The organism is Thermodesulfobacteriota bacterium (assembly GCA_040755095.1).
In the GTDB taxonomy this organism is placed as follows: Bacteria; Desulfobacterota; Desulfobulbia; order Desulfobulbales; family JBFMBH01; genus JBFMBH01.
In genome coordinates, this window is the sequence record JBFMBH010000026.1 from 1 (window position 1) to 16,097 (window position 16,097).

Genomic DNA, 16,097 nt, shown 5'->3' on the forward strand with positions numbered 1-16,097 from the left:
AAACCGTGGACATGCCGATGGGGATCTCGGCCGCTCCCGCGGCAACCGCCGCCATGACCACCAGACACCCCGTCGCCAAACCTGCCTGCCCCACCAACGTCCTCCGCTTCGCCATGCCCCCCCCTCACTTGGCTTCCTGATGGTGACCGCGCCCCGGCCGCGCCGGCGCCCCGCCGCAAGCCCTGGGACGTGCCCCACGCCCCAGGGGCCGATATGCGTTGCAACGCGCAACGCGGACTTCAGGATAGAACAAGCCGGGAGGAGAAGACAAGGCCGCCCCTCGTCCTGCCGGAGGAGGAGTTGGTGCTGGTCCAGGTCTCAGCCAGCCTCCGGCAGCCGGAGCCCCGGACCCGGGAGGTACGCGCCCTGCGGGAGGGAATGATGACGATGACCTCGAGGGTGGTTGTACACACGACGTGTAGAAAGCGCCCCGAGGCCGTGCGACCGCCCATAAGGCAGCAAGGTCCCCGTTGATGGTCCGGGTAATTCTCAAGGACCGTGCAGTCCCGGAGCGCTTCCCGAACCGCCTCATAGGATATGTCCTCGGCCACCATCTCTCGGTGACCGTGCACCGCTACGCGGATTCCGTCCGCCAATGCCTGTTCCTCCTGCCCCGCGGCCAGGTCCGGACGGTCGTCAGCCGGCAGGCGCCGGCACCGTGCCGGGCGTGGGCGACGGCCGGACGCGCTCACGGAAGAGGGTGAAGTCACCTCCACGGTCCTGCCGGCGCCGGAATTCGTCGCTGGCCAGAGGACCTGGGTGTCCGAGCGACAGGGGGGAAAGTACACAAGGTCTCGGGAATACTGGAGCAACACCCAGGGGGGGCGGACCCACAAGCTCCTCTACCCCGATGGGCTCATGCAGGGAGCCCCCCCGGGGATCGTCGAGGTCGTCTTTGATCCCCCGATGCTCATGATGGGCAAGGGTCAACGGCTGGGCGAGGCTGTGACCAGCTCCGGCAGTGCGACCTATGTCATCGGTGGCCAGCTGTACATGGCCGCCAGCTACACCTGCACCGCCCGGGCGGTCCGCTTCGAGGATGTGCTCGTACCGGCCGGCACCTTCCACACCCTGCGCCTGGAGGTCACCATGGGGATGTACGCTAATCCTTTCGGGACCCCCGTCTCCTCCACCGAGACGGCGCAGATCTGGACCGCCCCGAACATCGGGCCGGTGAAGGAAGCCTATGCTCTGGACGGCGCTCCGGCGCGGGAAGGCGTGCTCCTCGCCACCAACCTGCCCTTGGGGCCGGCGTTCCCGGACGCCCGCGCCAACGGCGAGCCGGAGATCCTGGCCGTGACCCCGGAGGAGGGTGTGACCATCGCTCTGGGCCTCGATCCAGGCACCTATCTCGCCAAGGTCTGCGACTGGTATGTGGTGCTGGCCACCCCTGCGGGTCCCTTCTCGTTGACCCGCCACGGCTGGCAGCGGGGGGTGATCCGGTTGGGACAGCTCGGGCTGCTGCCCTTCACCGACCTGCCGATCCTGGAAACCACCCTGCCCGCCGGGAGCTACACCCTGTACTTCGCCCTCCGCGGCCACCAGACCTGGACCGACACCGTGGAGATCCGGGTGGAGCCAGTCCCGCAGCAGTGAGCGGCACCGCAGCGGCGGTGCCCCAGGCCCACCGGTGTGGATCAGGCGCCAGTGCTTGCCGCGAGGTTGACGTCGCCTGCCCGGTCACCGAGGCAAGGGGTACGGGGCCGGTGCGCACCAGGAGGTGGAGGTGGTTGGGCATCAAGGCCCAGGCCAGAACGGTCCACCGCCCCCGTTCGGTAGCCACTGCCAGCCGGCGCAGGAAGTCGTCGTCATCGACCAGCCCATGAACAGTGGACGACGTTCAATCCCGCGGGCGATCACATGATGCAGGGTGCCTGGGGCGTCCAGGCGGCTCTGGCGAGGCATGGCCACTCCGCACCATCCATGGCTGGGCAGGTCAAGCACCTTCTGCACCAACGTCCCTGTTGCCCTGTGTTGCCCCTGGTCAGTCGTCAGACCGCAGGCGGGGTTGGCTCTTGGCGATTTCCACCAAGGTTTCCAGGCGAATGAGCCTGTCGTTCATCCGGCGCATGTCCTGGTCCATGCGGTCAATCTTGACGATGAGGCTTGTGATCCGTTCGTTGAGAAGAATCCCTGCCCTCAGGGCCTCCATAATCTTTTCGCTGATGCTCATTTCGACGCCCCAAGAGCGGCATGTGTGTCATCGAGCCTTCTTTCTGTTTTTTCGATCTTTTCGACAACCTCCCGGGTTGTTGTGATCATGGTTTCGGCCAGGGTTTCAAGGATGGCCTCGTCGTCTGCGGCGGCGTCGTTGAAGGCCCTGACTGCCTCCCGTACCACCTTGGCAAAGGAGACTTTCTTCCTTCTTGCGATCCTATCCACTTTTTCAATCATATCAGGCGGCATGAGGATCGGTTTTCTCAACATGGTCTCTGGTTGTGCTGAGGCGCCCACCAGTGTCCTCCGGGTCATCGAGTATGGGTATATGGTCTGACCGACTGTGACGAACCTGTAGCACATGTGCACACCATGTGCAAGTTTCGGGGCGACCAACGTCAGCATGTGCCGGCATGGGAGTGGCCTCTGTCGTGCGCAGCCCCTCCCGGTTCATCTCTCCCCTCAATGAAGGTGCAGTCATACCGTCACGTGTTGGACCCGGCCCTCCTGGTCGACGAAGATGGCCGAGAGCGTCGTCCGTGCCCGGGCCAGCCCGGGAAGTCCTTCCCAGAGCCGCCGAAACTGCGGCATGTCCGGCAGGGCGATGCTGTACCGGGCGCGCGGGTCGTCCATCCGATGCAAGATCGTGCCAAGCACCGCCAGGAAGTAGTTGACCCGCATCTGAGGCCGAGAGCCAGATCCCTTGGCCTCGATGATCCACCGCTGCCCACCCCGATGCGCCTCGATATCGATGCCACGCTCGCGACCAGGCTGCACCTTCGTCTCCCAACCCTCGGGCCTGAGCCACCGGTCAACAGCCTTCTTCACCTGGTCTTCGGTGAGACCATCGGCCTTGATCTGCTTCTCTGCAATCTCCTGCAACGGCAAGGCAGGGAGTTGTCCAGAGGGGAAGTTGCCAATCCTGCCGTCCGCTCGTTTCGTCACCTGATTCTGGGGCACTCCCCCCCATCGGAAGAGCTGGTGAGCCAGATCGATGAGCTGCTGCTCCTCGTCGACGGTCCACCGCTGGCCAGCCTCGATCTTCCTGGCCAGCCGGGAAAGCCCATTCTGGATCGGGACCATCTGCTGGTGCACCTCCTTGTACCCGGTTTGCGGATCGGGCCAGAAATACCCGCGCAGTCTGCTGTCCCACCCGACGATTGGTCGTCCAACCGGCCGTTGCCGGTAGTGGGCCTGGAAGGGTTCCTCGTGAATCCAGGCAACCAGCTTCTGGACGATGTCGACACGACGGTCGCCGGTCTGGGCAGCGAAGAGCTGCGGGCAGGTATGCTCCGCTGGCACGTCTGCGCCCGCGGTCGCCGGCCCTTCGACTTCTGCCTGGACGATCGCCTCCCCGTTGTCATCCACCTCGACATCCGTTTCGAGCAGAGCCCGGACATCCCTCTCCAGGGCGACTCGTTCGGCCTCGCCCAGCTCGTCCCAGGCGCCGATGGCCTCGTAGGTGGGCCGGGCCCCCTGGACCTGCATGCCAGTCGCGGGATTCAGGACGCGATCAACCCGATCCAGCGCCCTCTGGTTCGCAGCCATGAACGGACTGGTAGCGTGCATGGTGTTTCGATAAGGCGGCGTGACCAGGAAACGGCAAAGGACATCCACGGAGAAACAGCGGTCGCCATCAAGCTGGGCCTGCAAGCCCGTAGCGCGGTTGCAGCGAGGCATGGCAGCTTCCCGCCAACTGCCTTTCGGGTTGTACCTCTCGAACCAGACCTTCCAGGCTGCGACAAACCGGACGGCCGGTATCTCCTGCCTGTTGACATGGGGGAAGAAGACGACCATGGCTCACCTCCTGGGCTGCGATTGGCGATCATTCGCCGTGCCTGGCAAGGAAGCGCCGGCGGCAGCTGTAGTTGGCCAGGGCGGGCATCTCCGGCCGCTCTGTCTGCGGCGGCAGGCTGAAGAGCCCGACGTGGATGACCTCGTTGCCGGCGACCAGGGCGGAGCCCACCAGGTCTTCGTGGCGAAGGCGGTGATCCTCGCCGTAGCCGGGAGAGGGCACGATCTCCTCGGACACGGCGGCCGCTGTTGTCAGGAAGGCGTGGATCCCCTCCACCCCGCCGCCGCCACCTGCCGCGGGAACGTCCAGAAGCTCCATGGCGTAGCTGCTGATGAGGCGGTGGAAACAGTGCCGGAAGGCAGCAGGGGACGAGAGGAAGTCCAGGCCAAGGACCCGCCTGCCGCAGACAACCGCCAGGCCCTGCTGCCCTTCAGCGCAGGCGAAGGCCTCGCGAAAGGTTCTGAGGCTCTCCTCTTCCCCGGCGTAGGGGTCCGCCATGGCCTCGGTGGGGCTTGCCATTCCCCGCCTGTCCATCATCTGCCGGATGCCGGCCCAGACCTCCCCCTGATCCGACGCAAAGGAACGGCCGGCGCGCAGGCTGGCGCTGACCGACGCCGCCTTTCTCGCCCGGAGCGAGCGCTCCATGATCACCGGAGAAGAACTGAACTCCTTGCTGGCGTACCGCCAACGCTCCCGCTCCACGCAACTGACCGGAATCTCCAGGTCTCGATGCGGCGGGACCAGGATGGTGGTGTTGAGGACCCGGTTCTGTTTGGCCGTACCACCGGGAGTTGGAAGTCCGGTTGGCTGTAGGAGTAGCCGCGCCGGCGGTGATCGAAGACCAGGGGCGCCAGCAGCCGGTCCCGGAAGTATTCGATGTGGCGTTGTGCAGTCTTGTGGGTGACCTCGAACTCGTCGGCCAGGTGGCGGGCGTTGGGATACTTCCCCTCCCGGACCCGCTGATCGAACCAGAGGAAGTGCTCCAGGAAGATCTGCTCACCCATACCGCGTTTCCTCCTCAACCGGGCGAACTGCCCTTGTCACCGGCACCGTGGGGCAACCAGGGGAGCATCAACGATGCAGGGCCACAGCCCTCCCGGTGGCGAGATCCCTCGCGACCTGCTTCTGGCCATAGGCAGAAGAATCGTCTATTTTGTATACCATGTATATCAAAAGAGAGCTTGAAAACGATCTCCTCACCTCCCTGGCCAGTGGCAAGGTGGTCCTCCTGCTCGGCGCCCGCCAGGTGGGGAAGACCACCCTGGTGGAGGAGAGCCTGCGCGGCCGGGACGCGAAGGTTCTCAATTTCGATGTCGAGATCGACAAGGCCCGTTTCCTGGCTGCGGCCTCCCTGGCGCCGGGCGAGGCGCTGCGCAGCCTGGGCAGCCCGGCGGTGCTGGTGCTCGACGAGGCGCAGCGCCTGCCCGAGGCGGCCCGCATCGTCAAGGGCTGGCACGACGTCCGGCTGCCGGTCCAGATCCTGCTCCTGGGCTCGTCCTCCTTCGACCTCCTGGATCAAACGGCGGAGAGCCTCACCGGCCGCAACCGCAAGCTGGTGCTGCCGCCCCTCATCTTCACCGAGGCGCTGCGCACCCAGGATTGGCATGAAGCGGGACTCGACCGGCCGGAGATCCGCCAGCAGTTCGCCGCGCCGCTCAAGGCCTTCTTGTTGCAGCGTCTCGCCTTCGGCAGCTACCCAGAGGTGGTGCTCACCGCCGAGCCGCGCCGCCTGCTGCGGGATCTTTGCTCCGACTATCTGTGGAAGGACATCCTGCAGACCGGGTTGGTGAAAAGCCCGGATCCCATCCGCCGCCTGTTGCAGCTCCTCGCCCATCAGGCCGGCAGCGAGGTGTCGGTGAACGATCTGGCCGGCCAGCTCAGCATGGCGCGGCCCACCGTGGAACGCTACCTCGATCTCCTGGAGCGGTCCTTCGTCATCTTCCGGCTGCCCGCCTTCAGCACCAACCCACGCAAGGAGATCTCGAAAAGCCACAAGATCTATTTCTGGGATACTCCCGCACCTGGAGCACCGCCTGCTGCGCCGATCGCCCCGGCCGGTAGGCATAGCTGCCTGCCGAGAAGCCGGGGGCGAAGATCGGTTCGAGCTGCTGGGCGATGGCCTGCTGGATGAGGCGGTCGCAGACGGTGGGGATCCCCAGGGGACGAACACCCCCGGTTTCTTTCGGGATCTCCACCCGCCGGACCGGCGAGGGTTGGTAGGTGCCAAGATGGAGCGACTCGTGAGCGCGAGCCACAGAGATCGGAAGCAGTCGGGAAACTGATCGACGGTGATGCCGTCAACCCCGGGGGCACCCTTGTTGGCCTGCACCCGTTTCCAGGCCGGCGCCACATTCCCATGGGCGAGGATCCGCTCCAAGAGGTGATCGTCCGGGGCGGGTTGATCGGCGACGCGCCCCATGCACACTCCCCCGGTCGGGTCGACATGGCATGAGAGCTCATCGAGACACCACCCCCTCTTCGTGTTTGGCCCTTGGGCGGAGTGCGACCGTCCCGGCTTTCATCACCGGGCTCGTTTCCAGCCACCGGGTCGCTGCCGGTGACGCCAATCCATCGGGCGGCGCGAGCGTTCCAATCGATAACATCCGATTCGAGGAAGTGACACCGGTTCCGGTGCCTTCCACCATGCTTCTCCTTCGGTACCGATCATGACCGATTTCCTGAACGACCTGATCGACCTCCTGGGCGCAGGCGGCGAGGAGGCCATCTTTCCGTGCATCGCCGATCTGGCGGCCGGGGGGGTGCAGCCATCCCGCTTCCCGCCGCCGGATTGCCCTCCCCTGCGCTACGAGGTCACTCAATACCTGGCCTCCTGGTGCAGGGAGACTGGCCTGCCCCAAGACGTCTGCCGGAGCTGGCTCACCGACTATGCCGTGGCCATCCTCCGGCCGATCTCCCGTTCGACTCCCGCTGCCATCCGCCACAGCACGAAGTCCATCGTCCAGTACGTATACCGCAGCGAGCTGCCGTTTGCTTGCGGCCGGGAAGGCAACCGGTTCCGGGCGCGCTGCGATGCCGCGTGTCCAGCCTTCAGCAGGCCGGCGCCTGAGGCCATGGCACCAGGGGTCATGACTCGCCCGCTGGCGTGCCAGCCGGCCGCTCCCTTGCAGCCGGTGAAACGGATCTACCGGGAACAGTTCGAGAACGCCCTGCAGCTCATCTGCCGGGAGCTGGCGAAGGGCACGCCCGCCGCCCGTATCCTGACCCTGTTGCATGAAGAGGGCTTGAAGACCCGAACGGGCCGGGAATGGCGCCTTGGCACCCTGCGCCTCGAGATTCTGAAGCTCGGCCCGGCAGCCCGCTGCGGCCTGGCCCCGGCCGGCCAGACAGACCTGCCGGATTCCAAGCCAGCTCTGCCCTGACCTTGCCTTCCGGATGCCGGCCTGGTAAGCTGCCCGCAGGGTGGGCTCTCTCCTTTGGTGGAGCAGAGCGGACAGCCACGCGGGGTTCGGACTCTTGGAGGGAGGTGCGCCATGCTGGTTCGGGACAAGCGGCAATATCCCCGGTACAAGACCGCCATCGACGTGATGTACTCCACCTCCCACGAGGAAGACTTCTTTGCCGGCCGGCTCCACCACTTCGGTCAGCTGGTGGATGTCAGCCGGTACGGGGCACGCATCCTGGCCGACACGGCGCACCAGCCCAACGAGGAGATCATCCTGAGCTGCCGCGGTGCCAAGACCGAGGAGGTGGCCTGCCGGGTGCGCTGGATCACCCGCACCCGGGACCACTACACCGTGGGGGTCCAGACCGCGGTGCCGCTCCTGCGACTCATGCCGGTGTCCGTGGGCTAGGCGCGCCTCCGCTCCTGGTCACCCCCGCCCCCTACTGCGGCCGCCGTTTGTCCCTGCCGGCCGGAGCAAGCAGGACCGTCAGCCCTCAAGCCAGTCCGGCTTGCAGCGCCTCCATCTCCGCCAGCATGCCCTCGATGATGGCGAGCCCTCCCTGCCAGAACGCCGGGTCGTCGAGGTCGATGCCGAAATCCCCTGCCAGCTCATAGGGCGAGCGGCTGCCGCCGGCGGCCAGGAGCCCCAGATAGCGGCGCACGAAGGCCGGGCCTTCCGCCTGATAGCGGGCGTAGAGGGCCAGGACCAGCAGCTCGCCGAAGGCGTAGGCGTAGACATAGCCTGGGGTGTGCAGGAAGTGCGGGATGTAGGACCACCAGATCCCGTAATCCTCCCGCAGGGTCACGCTGCCCCGGAACATCTCCTCCTGGGTGGCCAGCCAGTGGCTGGCAATGGCCTCGCTGGTCAGCTCGCCCTCGGCCCGCCGGGCCTCGTGCACCCGGGCCTCGAACCGGTGCATGGCCACCTGCCGGAAGACGGTGGCAAAGATCGACTCCAGCTTCTGGGCGATGAAGGCCAGCCGCTCCCGGGGTGCGGTCAGACGCGCCAGCTGGGCGCGGAAGACCAGAAGCTCGGCGAAGACCGAGGCGGTCTCGGCCAGCACCAGGGGCGTCTGGCTCTGGAAATAGCCCTGGCGGTGCGCCAGGAGCTGGTGCACGCCGTGGCCCAGCTCGTGGGCCACGGTGGAGACATCCCGGAGGTTGCCGGTGTAGTTGACCAGGATGTACGGGTGCACCTCCGGGATGGCCGGGTGGGCGAAGGCGCCGGAGCGCTTGCCGTCCAGGACCGGGGCGTGGATCCAGGCCTCGTCGAAGAAGCGGCGGGCCAGCGCCCCCATCTCCGGAGAGAAGCCCTGGAAGGCCTCCAGCACCATGGCCCTGGCCTCCGGCCACGGGACCTCCACGGTGGGCAGATGCGGCAGCGGGGCGTAGCGGTCGAAGTCGCAAAGCTCCGGCAGGCCCAGAAGGCTGGCCTTGGCCCGGTAGTACCGCTCCGGGATGTCGAACCGGCTTTGCACCGCGGTCACCAGGACCTCGACGGTCCGGTCCGAAAGCTCGTTGTCCAGGTTCATGGAGGCGAGCCAGGTGGGGTAGCGGCGCAGCCGGTCGTCCAGCATCTTGTCCGCCAGCAGGGTGTTGAAGATGTGGGTCAGGATGTGGAGCTGGCCCTTGAGGCCCGCGGTAAGCTCATCAGCGGCGGCGGCCCGCTTCGGCCGCTCCGGGTGGTAGAGATCGGCCAGCACCTCCTCCTCGGTGCGGCCCTGGGGACCGAAAACGAGGTGGCCCAGGACTTTTTCGAAGAGGGTGGTCCAGGCGCCCCGGCCCACCGGCGCCTTGGCCAGGAGGATCCCCTCCTCGGCCTCGGACAGGAGATGGCTCCGGTAGCGGCGCAGGTTGGCCAGATGGTGGCGGCAGCCCGCCGTGGCCGGATCGGCCAGCAGCGCGGCCGCCCGCTCGTCGTCCAGGCGCGCCCATTCCAGCTCGAAGAAGACCAGCTCCCGGGAAACCTCGCTGGCCTTCTCCCGGATGCGCTGCAGGAAGGCAGCTACCGCCTGATCCTTGGCCGCCACCGCAAAACGCAGGGAGGCAAAGGAGGACAGCCGGCCCAGACGCACGGCCAGGGCCTCCAGGCGGGCGACCAGACCGGCCAAGGTCGGCCCGGACAGACCATCCAGGCGGCCGGCCCACTGGGCGCGGATGGCGGCCGCCTCCCCCAGGCACCACTCGATATCCCGGGGGATGGCCGGGTCGGCAGAATCATGGTAGAGATCCTCCAGCCGCCACAGGCAGTCGGTGGTGGCAAGGCGCTCGTTCAGGGCTTGGCTCATGGGCTGGTCCTCGATCAGGGGGTGGAAGCTTAAGGAAGCGATGGGGTCGAAGAGCGGCGAACGGCGGCAGGATACCACAGGCCGGCGCAGGCTGTCAGGGGGCCGCGCCGGCCGCTGGCTGGCGCTGGCCCTGGTCGCGGCGGCGCTCTTCCTCCTCCTGCCCGGCCCGCTGCCCGCCGCAACCGTGCACCTGCCGGCCGCCCTGGACAGCCGTCTGACCCGGGCGGGCTTCCTGGTCGGGCCGCCCGACCACCCGGTGCTGGCCCGGGACCCTGACCAGGCCCTGGTGCCGGCCAGCATCCTCAAGATCGCCACCTCCCTGGTCGCTCTCACCCTGCTCGGCCCGGACTTCCACTTCCACACCCAGTTCTTCCAGGACGGGGCCGGCCATCTCATCGTCCGCGGCCTGGGGGATCCGGGCCTCACCTCGCGGGAGGTGGCGGCGGCCGCGGCCCGGCTGGCCGCTCTCGGTCTGGCCTCCTACCAGGACCTGGTGCTGGATGCCAGCGCCTTCCAGGTGGGGCCCACCGATGGGGCCGAGGGCAGCTTCAACCCGTACGATGCCGCCTGCGGCGCCCTGGTGCTCAACTTCAACACCGTCGCCCTGGAGAAGACAGCCGCCGGCCACGTCCGCTCCGCCGAGGCCGAGACCCCGGATCTGCCGATGATGGCCGAGCTGAGCCAGGGGCTGCCGCCCGGCCGCCATCGGCTCAACGTCAGCCGCCGGCCGGGAGAAGCGCTCCGCCATGCCGGCCAGCTGCTGGACGCCCTGCTGGCCCAGGCCGGCATCCGGCGCCGGGGCGTCATCCGGCAGGGGACGCTGCTGGAGCCGGCCAGGCTGCTGCTCGACTATGAAAGCCAGCCGGCCCTCACCGGCACGGTCCAGGGCCTTTTGGCCTACTCCAACAACCTGGTGGCCAATCAGCTCTTCCTCCAGTGCGGCGTGGTCCGGGAGGGCCTGCCGGCCACCTTTGCCAAGGGCCAGCGGACCGTGGCCGCCGTGCTTCGGGAGCGCTGGGGGCTGGCCGTGCCGGCCATCCGTCTGGAGGAGGGCTCGGGGCTCTCCCGGCAGAACGCTGTCACCCCGGCCGCCATGGCCGTGGTCCTGGAGGCCTTTCGCCCCTATGCCCTCCTGCTGCCGGAGGCCCACGGCCAGCTCCTGAAGACCGGCACCCTCCGGGGTGTGTACTCCTACGCCGGCTACTTCCGGGATGGCAACGATCTGGTGAGCGTGGTCCTTATGCTGAACCAGACCGAGAACCTGCGGGAGGAGCTGCTGGCGGCGCTGCTGGCCGCTTGGCACCAGGCCGCCAACCGTTAACAGGGGATCATGACCTCCATGCTGACCAACCTGGACCCCTTGCTGCCAAGCCTCATGGGCCGCATCCTCCTGGCCGCTGTCCTGGGTGGCCTGATCGGTATCGAGCGGGACATGCACGGCCGAGCGGCCGGCCTGCGCACCCATCTGCTGGTGGCGGCTGGCGCTGCCCTGTTCACGATCCTCTCCGAGCTGATCCCCGGCCAGGCCGCCCTGCGGCCAACGGCCTCGGGCCTGCCCGCCTTCGCCGATCCGGCCCGCGTCGCCTCCCAGATCGTGGTGGGCATTGGCTTTCTGGGCGCCGGCACCATCATCAAGGAGGGGCTCACCATCCGCGGCCTCACCACCGCGGCCTGCCTGTGGATCGTGGCCGCGGTGGGCATGGCGGCCGGCGCCGGCCGGCCCATCCTGGCGATCGCCACCACCGCGCTCGCCCTCCTGGCCCTGGTCTTCCTCCAGTACCTGGAGCGCTGGTATCCCAAGGTCTCCTACCGGACCCTGACCCTGGAGACGGCGGCCGAGGTGGAGATTCCCCAGGTGCTGGCCGTCCTGGCCAACCTGGGCCTGGAGACGGTCTATGTGGAGATCGACCGGAACTATGGCCGGAGGGAAACCGTGCTGCGGCTGTACCTGCGGCTGTTCCACCGCGGCCTCACCGACCGGCTGGCGCACCGGGTGATCACCGCTATGGAGAAGGCCGGCATCCCTTTGCAGCGCTTGCGCTGGAGCCGTTGACCGCCCGGGCCGCGCCCCCGGCGGCTCGGCCTGCGACAAGCGTGGACGATGGCGCTGCATCTGCCCTATACTGGCGGAAGAATGTCCCGGCTACCCCCAGCTGACAGCGGCCATGCCATGAGCCCCTCCTGCTACCGAATCCTCCTGGTGGACGACGAGGAGGGTGACTGTCGTCCCATCGCCGGCCTCCTGGCCCAGCTGCCCGGCCTGGCCTGCGATCTGACCTGGCTGGCGGATTTCGATCAGGCCAGGGAGGCCATCGCCCGCCAGGAGCACGACCTCTATCTTCTGGGCTACCGGTCCGGGAAGGGCCAGGGCCTCGACCTGTTGGACCTGGTGCACAAGCAGGGCAGCCCAGCGCCGGTCATCCTCCTGGCCGACACCGATGATCAGGTCACCGCCCGCCGGGCCATCGAGGCCGGTGCCGCCGATTGTCTGGTGAAAGACCAGCTCGACCTCCCCCTGCTGGGCCGGGCCATCCGCTACGCCATGGAGCGCAAGCAGGCCGAGGCGCAGATCCTGTCCATGGCCTACTACGACGGCCTGACCGGGCTGCCCAACCGGACCCTGTTCCGGGATCGGCTGCAGGCAGCCCTGGCCCAGGCCCGGCGCTACCGGCGCACCGCCGCGGTGCTGCTCCTGGACATCGACAACTTCAAGCGCATCAACGACACCCTGGGCCACGGGGTGGGCGACCAGCTGGTCCAGGAGACCGGCGGCCGCTTGCGGGAATGCCTGCGGGGGAGCGACACCCTGGCCCGCCTCGGCCAGGAGGGCGAGGAAACGACGGTCGCCCGCCTGGGCGGCGACGAGTTCATCATCCTGCTCACCGAGCTGCGGGATGTGCACGATGCGGCCCGGGTCGCCCAGCGCATGCGGGATGCCATTGCCCTGCCCTTCCGCATCAACGGCCACGAGCTGTTCGTCTCGGCCAGCATCGGCATCGCCTGCTACCCCCAGGACGAGGGCTGCGACACCGTGGACGGCATCCTCAAGAACGCCGACACGGCCATGTACCATGCCAAGGAGCTGGGCAAGAACAATTACCAGTTCTACAAGGAGTCCATGAACTCCAGCGCCATGCAGCGGCTGGTGCTGGAAAGCCAGCTGCGCTGGGCCCTGGAGCGCGAGGAGCTGGAGCTTTTCTACCAGCCCCAGGTGGCCCTGGCCTCCGGCCGGCTGGTGGGGGTGGAGGCCCTGCTCCGCTGGCGCCATCCGGGGCTGGGCCTGGTTCCCCCGGCCCGCTTCATCCCCCTGGCCGAGGAGACCGGCCTGATTGTGCCGATGGGCGACTGGGTGCTGCATGCCGCCTGTCGTCAAGGCCAGCGCTGGCACGAGGAGGGCTGGGCGCCGGTGCGGGTGTCGGTGAACCTGTCCTCCCAGCAGTTCCGGCAGCCGGGGCTGGAGGAGACCGTGACCGCGGCCCTGGCGGCCTCGGGCCTGGCACCGGCCTCCCTGGAGCTGGAGATCACCGAGAGCATCATGATGCAGAACCTGGCGGCCAGCCGGCAGGTTCTGGAGCGCCTCAAGGCCATGGGGGTGCGGATCAGCCTGGACGATTTCGGCACCGGCTATTCATCGCTGAGCTATCTCAAGAGCTTCCCCCTGACCGCGCTCAAGATCGACCGCTCCTTCTTGCGGGACCTGGCCAAGCGGCCCGAGGACACCGCCATCATCAACGTCATCATCGCCATGGCCCGGCATCTGGGCATGGAGGTCTGTGCCGAGGGTGTCGAGACCGTGGAGCAGCTGGGCTTTCTGGTCGAGCAGGGCTGCGACGTCATCCAGGGCTACCTGATCAGCACCCCGCTGCCAGCCGGCGAGGTGGTGCGCTTCTTCTCCCCGGCCCAGCCCCCGGGGGCCGCCTCGCCCGCGGTCCTGGCCCGGGCCGGGGGAGCGCTGCCGGCGCTGCCGGCCGCCGGCCCTGCGGCCGCGGCCGGCAGCGATCTCCGGGAGCGGCCCCTGAGCATCCTTTTGGCCGGTGCCAGCGACGAGGAGCAGCGGGCAGCGCGCGAGACCCTGCGCCAGGCGCGACTGGCCAACGAGCTGGTCACCGTGTCCGATGCCGCCGAGCTGGCCCGCCTTCTCCAGCCCGCGGCCGACCAGGGGCCACCCGAGCCGGCCTTGCGGCCCGGCCTTATCCTGCTGGACCGGGGCCTGACGGGGCTGGACGAGCCGCAGGCCCTGGCCGTCATCCGGGCCGGCGCCGAGCGGCAGCGCATCCCGATCCTGCTGCTGGCGGACGCCGGCGGCGACCAGCCCGGCCAGGCCATTGAGGAGCTGGGATGCACGGCCGGCCTCGCCAGGCCCATCTCCTTGCCCGGACTCCTGGCGGCGCTCGAGGCCTGGCCGGGCCTGTCTATCGAGCTCGTTCGTCCCCCCGCCGGAGAGTGATCCCGATCGCCCGGCGGCGGGCCGGAGCCGCCCTCCGCCGGCCGCCCTGGTGACGCCCGCCGTGTCCTTTTCCGAGCTGATCGCCCAGGCCCCCCACCACTCCGGCGTCTATCTGATGCGGGATGCCGGCGGCACGGTCCTCTATGTCGGCAAGGCCCGGGACCTCCGGAAGCGGCTGGCCAGCTATGCCCGCGCTGCCGGCAGCGGCAAGACCGGGGCGCTTCTGGCCCGGGTGCAGCTGGTGGAGACCATGGTCACCGCCACCGAGAAGGAGGCCTTGATCCTGGAGGCCAGCCTCATCAAGCGCCACCGGCCCCGCTACAACGTCATTCTGCGGGACGACAAGAATTATCCTCTTCTCAAGGTGACGGTGACCGAGGCCTTCCCCCGCCTGGTCATGACCCGCCGGCGGGTGCCGGACGGCAGCCGCTACTTCGGGCCCTTCGCCTCGCCGGCGGCCATGTGGGAGACGGTGCGTCTGCTCAACCGGCTCTTTCCCTTGCGCCGTTGCCGGGGCAGCCAACTGGCCCCCCGGGACCGGCCCTGCCTCAACCACCAGCTGGGCCGCTGCTCGGCGCCCTGCCACGGCAAGGTGAGCGCCGAAGACTACCAGGCCATGGTGCGGGAGGTGCTGCTGTTTCTGGAAGGCCGCAACCAGGAGCTGGTGGCGAGCCTGCGGGCCCAGATGCAGCAGGCCGCCGCAGCCCTGGATTACGAGACCGCCGCCCGGCTGCGGGATCGGCTCCAGGCCATCGCCACCACCCTGGAGCGGCAGCGGGTGGTGGCGAGCCATTGCGGGGATCAGGATGCGCTGGCCCTGGTGCGGCGGCCAGGGATCGTGGCGGTGGCGATGCTGCAGGTGCGCTCCGGTGCGGTCAGTGGCGGGGAGACCTTCTCCCTGCTCGATCCGGTGGGCACCGACGCCGAGATCCTGGCCGCGGTGCTCCAGCAGTATTACGGCAACGAGCGGCCGGTGCCGGCCGAGATCGTGCTGCCGATCCCGCCCACCGACCAGGGTCTGCTGGCCGACTGGCTTGCCGATCTGGCCGGCTGCCGGGTGCGGCTCGTGGTGGCCAAGCGGGGCGAGCGGCGGCAGCTTCTGGATCTGGCCGCCGCCAACGCCGAGCAGCTGTTGACCGAGGAGGCCAGCCGCCGGGTCGCGGGCCAGGCCCTGGCGGAAGGGCTGCGGCAGACCCTGGGCCTGGCGGCCCCGCCCTCCCGGATCGAGGCGGTGGACATCTCCAACCTGGGCGCCGAGCAGGCGGTGGGCGCCCTGGTGGCCTTCGTGGATGGCGAGCCCTGGAAGAAGGGCTTTCGCCACTACCGCATCAAGAGCGTCACCGGGCCCGACGATCCGGCGATGATCGGCGAGGTGGTGCGGCGGCGCCTGCGGTCGGCCGGGGACCTGCCTGACCTCCTGCTGGTGGACGGCGGTCGCACCCAGCTGGCTGCGGCCACCGCCGCAGTGGCCGAGCTGGGCCTGACGGCCGTCGTGGGCCTGGTGGCCATGGCCAAGGAGCGGGCCGAGGAGGGGGAGAAGCTCTACCGCCCGGGTAGCGCCCTGCCCCTCATGCTGCCCGGCCACCAGCCGGTGCTCCTCTACCTGGCCCGGATCCGGGACGAGGTGCACCGTTTCGGCATCAGCCTGCATCGCCGCCTCCGGCGCCGGCAACGCCTGGCCTCGCCCCTGGACCGCATCCCCGGAGTAGGGCCTTCCCGGCGCACCGCCCTCTTGCGCCAGCTGGGCAGCCTGCGGGCGGTGACCCGGGCCAGCGTCCCGGAGCTGGCCGCGGTGGCCGGCATCGGCCCTGCCCTGGCCCAGGTCATCTGGGAGCATCTCCATCCCGGCAGCGGCCAGTGAGGGGCCGCCCAGGCACTCTTCCTGAGGCGGCCGGCCCTGCCCGTCCCTCTCTGCTGGGCGGATGTTGACAAGGTGCATGCATCTTTGCATATACAGGCCATGAAGATGCTGGGCACCCCGTGCGGCGCAGGACGGGCACGAGGAGG

15 protein-coding genes and 1 pseudogene are annotated in these 16,097 nt (G+C 68.6%); 8 read left to right on the forward strand and 8 right to left on the reverse strand.

The window, feature by feature from the left end:
• Positions 1-239: 239 nt before the first annotated feature.
• Positions 240-815 carry a DUF4258 domain-containing protein gene (locus AB1634_06050; protein MEW6219084.1) on the reverse strand — a complete coding sequence of 192 codons (576 nt, stop codon included), beginning with the start codon at positions 813-815 and terminating at the stop codon, positions 240-242.
• On the opposite strand from AB1634_06050, the gene AB1634_06055 reads away from it, so the two are divergent.
• Positions 760-1,596: a hypothetical protein gene (locus tag AB1634_06055; GenBank protein ID MEW6219085.1), complete on the forward strand. Its 837-nt coding sequence runs from the start codon at positions 760-762 to the stop codon at positions 1,594-1,596. The two genes, AB1634_06050 and AB1634_06055, sit on opposite strands and share 56 nt — an antisense overlap.
• Positions 1,597-1,984: 388 nt before the next feature.
• Here the strand turns inward: AB1634_06055 and AB1634_06060 are convergent, their stop codons facing one another.
• The 5 genes from AB1634_06060 to AB1634_06080 all read right to left on the reverse strand — a co-directional run bounded on the left by AB1634_06060 (position 1,985) and on the right by AB1634_06080 (position 4,956).
• On the reverse strand, positions 1,985-2,173 hold the full coding sequence (locus tag AB1634_06060) for a hypothetical protein (GenBank protein ID MEW6219086.1): 189 nt from the start codon (positions 2,171-2,173) through the stop codon (positions 1,985-1,987).
• A complete protein-coding gene (locus AB1634_06065; protein MEW6219087.1) occupies positions 2,170-2,562 on the reverse strand; it encodes a hypothetical protein in 393 nt (130 codons plus the stop codon). The genes AB1634_06060 and AB1634_06065 overlap by 4 nt, the downstream gene beginning before the upstream one ends.
• Before the next feature lie 72 nt (positions 2,563-2,634).
• Positions 2,635-3,837 (reverse strand): hypothetical protein, encoded by a 1,203-nt coding sequence (locus AB1634_06070; GenBank protein MEW6219088.1) that lies wholly within the window; start codon positions 3,835-3,837, stop codon positions 2,635-2,637.
• Between the two features lie 145 nt (positions 3,838-3,982).
• Complete coding sequence (locus AB1634_06075) at positions 3,983-4,699, reverse strand: DUF6569 family protein (GenBank protein ID MEW6219089.1); 717 nt, start codon at positions 4,697-4,699, stop codon at positions 3,983-3,985.
• Positions 4,600-4,956, reverse strand: a complete 357-nt coding sequence (locus AB1634_06080) for a hypothetical protein (protein ID MEW6219090.1) — start codon at positions 4,954-4,956, stop codon at positions 4,600-4,602. The genes AB1634_06075 and AB1634_06080 overlap by 100 nt, the downstream gene beginning before the upstream one ends.
• A gap of 158 nt (positions 4,957-5,114) precedes the next feature.
• On the opposite strand from AB1634_06080, the gene AB1634_06085 reads away from it, so the two are divergent.
• A complete protein-coding gene (locus tag AB1634_06085; GenBank protein MEW6219091.1) occupies positions 5,115-6,083 on the forward strand; it encodes an ATP-binding protein in 969 nt (322 codons plus the stop codon).
• Here AB1634_06085 and AB1634_06090 read toward each other — a convergent pair.
• Positions 6,022-6,207, reverse strand: a pseudogene (locus tag AB1634_06090) (group II intron reverse transcriptase/maturase). The gene AB1634_06085 and the pseudogene AB1634_06090 overlap by 62 nt on opposite strands.
• A 411-nt stretch (positions 6,208-6,618) precedes the next feature.
• Between AB1634_06090 and AB1634_06095 the strand changes: the two are divergent.
• On the forward strand, positions 6,619-7,332 hold the full coding sequence (locus tag AB1634_06095; protein ID MEW6219092.1) for a hypothetical protein: 714 nt from the start codon (positions 6,619-6,621) through the stop codon (positions 7,330-7,332).
• Between the two features lie 111 nt (positions 7,333-7,443).
• Positions 7,444-7,764 carry a PilZ domain-containing protein gene (locus AB1634_06100; GenBank protein MEW6219093.1) on the forward strand — a complete coding sequence of 107 codons (321 nt, stop codon included), beginning with the start codon at positions 7,444-7,446 and terminating at the stop codon, positions 7,762-7,764.
• Positions 7,765-7,849: 85 nt separating this feature from the next.
• Here the strand turns inward: AB1634_06100 and AB1634_06105 are convergent, their stop codons facing one another.
• On the reverse strand, positions 7,850-9,643 hold the full coding sequence (locus AB1634_06105) for a M3 family oligoendopeptidase (protein MEW6219094.1): 1,794 nt from the start codon (positions 9,641-9,643) through the stop codon (positions 7,850-7,852).
• Positions 9,644-9,683: 40 nt separating this feature from the next.
• Here AB1634_06105 and AB1634_06110 point away from each other — a divergent pair, with 40 nt between their 5' ends.
• The 4 genes from AB1634_06110 to uvrC all read left to right on the forward strand — a co-directional run bounded on the left by AB1634_06110 (position 9,684) and on the right by uvrC (position 15,951).
• Positions 9,684-10,964: a D-alanyl-D-alanine carboxypeptidase gene (locus AB1634_06110; GenBank protein ID MEW6219095.1), complete on the forward strand. Its 1,281-nt coding sequence runs from the start codon at positions 9,684-9,686 to the stop codon at positions 10,962-10,964.
• 9 nt (positions 10,965-10,973) lie between these two features.
• Positions 10,974-11,696, forward strand: coding sequence for an MgtC/SapB family protein (locus AB1634_06115; protein MEW6219096.1), 723 nt, complete (start codon positions 10,974-10,976; stop codon positions 11,694-11,696).
• A 117-nt stretch (positions 11,697-11,813) separates the two neighbouring features.
• Entirely contained in the window at positions 11,814-14,090 is a 2,277-nt protein-coding gene (locus AB1634_06120; protein MEW6219097.1) for an EAL domain-containing protein, read from the forward strand.
• Positions 14,091-14,151: 61 nt separating this feature from the next.
• Positions 14,152-15,951 (forward strand): excinuclease ABC subunit UvrC, encoded by a 1,800-nt coding sequence (gene uvrC, locus AB1634_06125; GenBank protein ID MEW6219098.1) that lies wholly within the window; start codon positions 14,152-14,154, stop codon positions 15,949-15,951.
• Positions 15,952-16,097 lie beyond the last annotated feature (146 nt).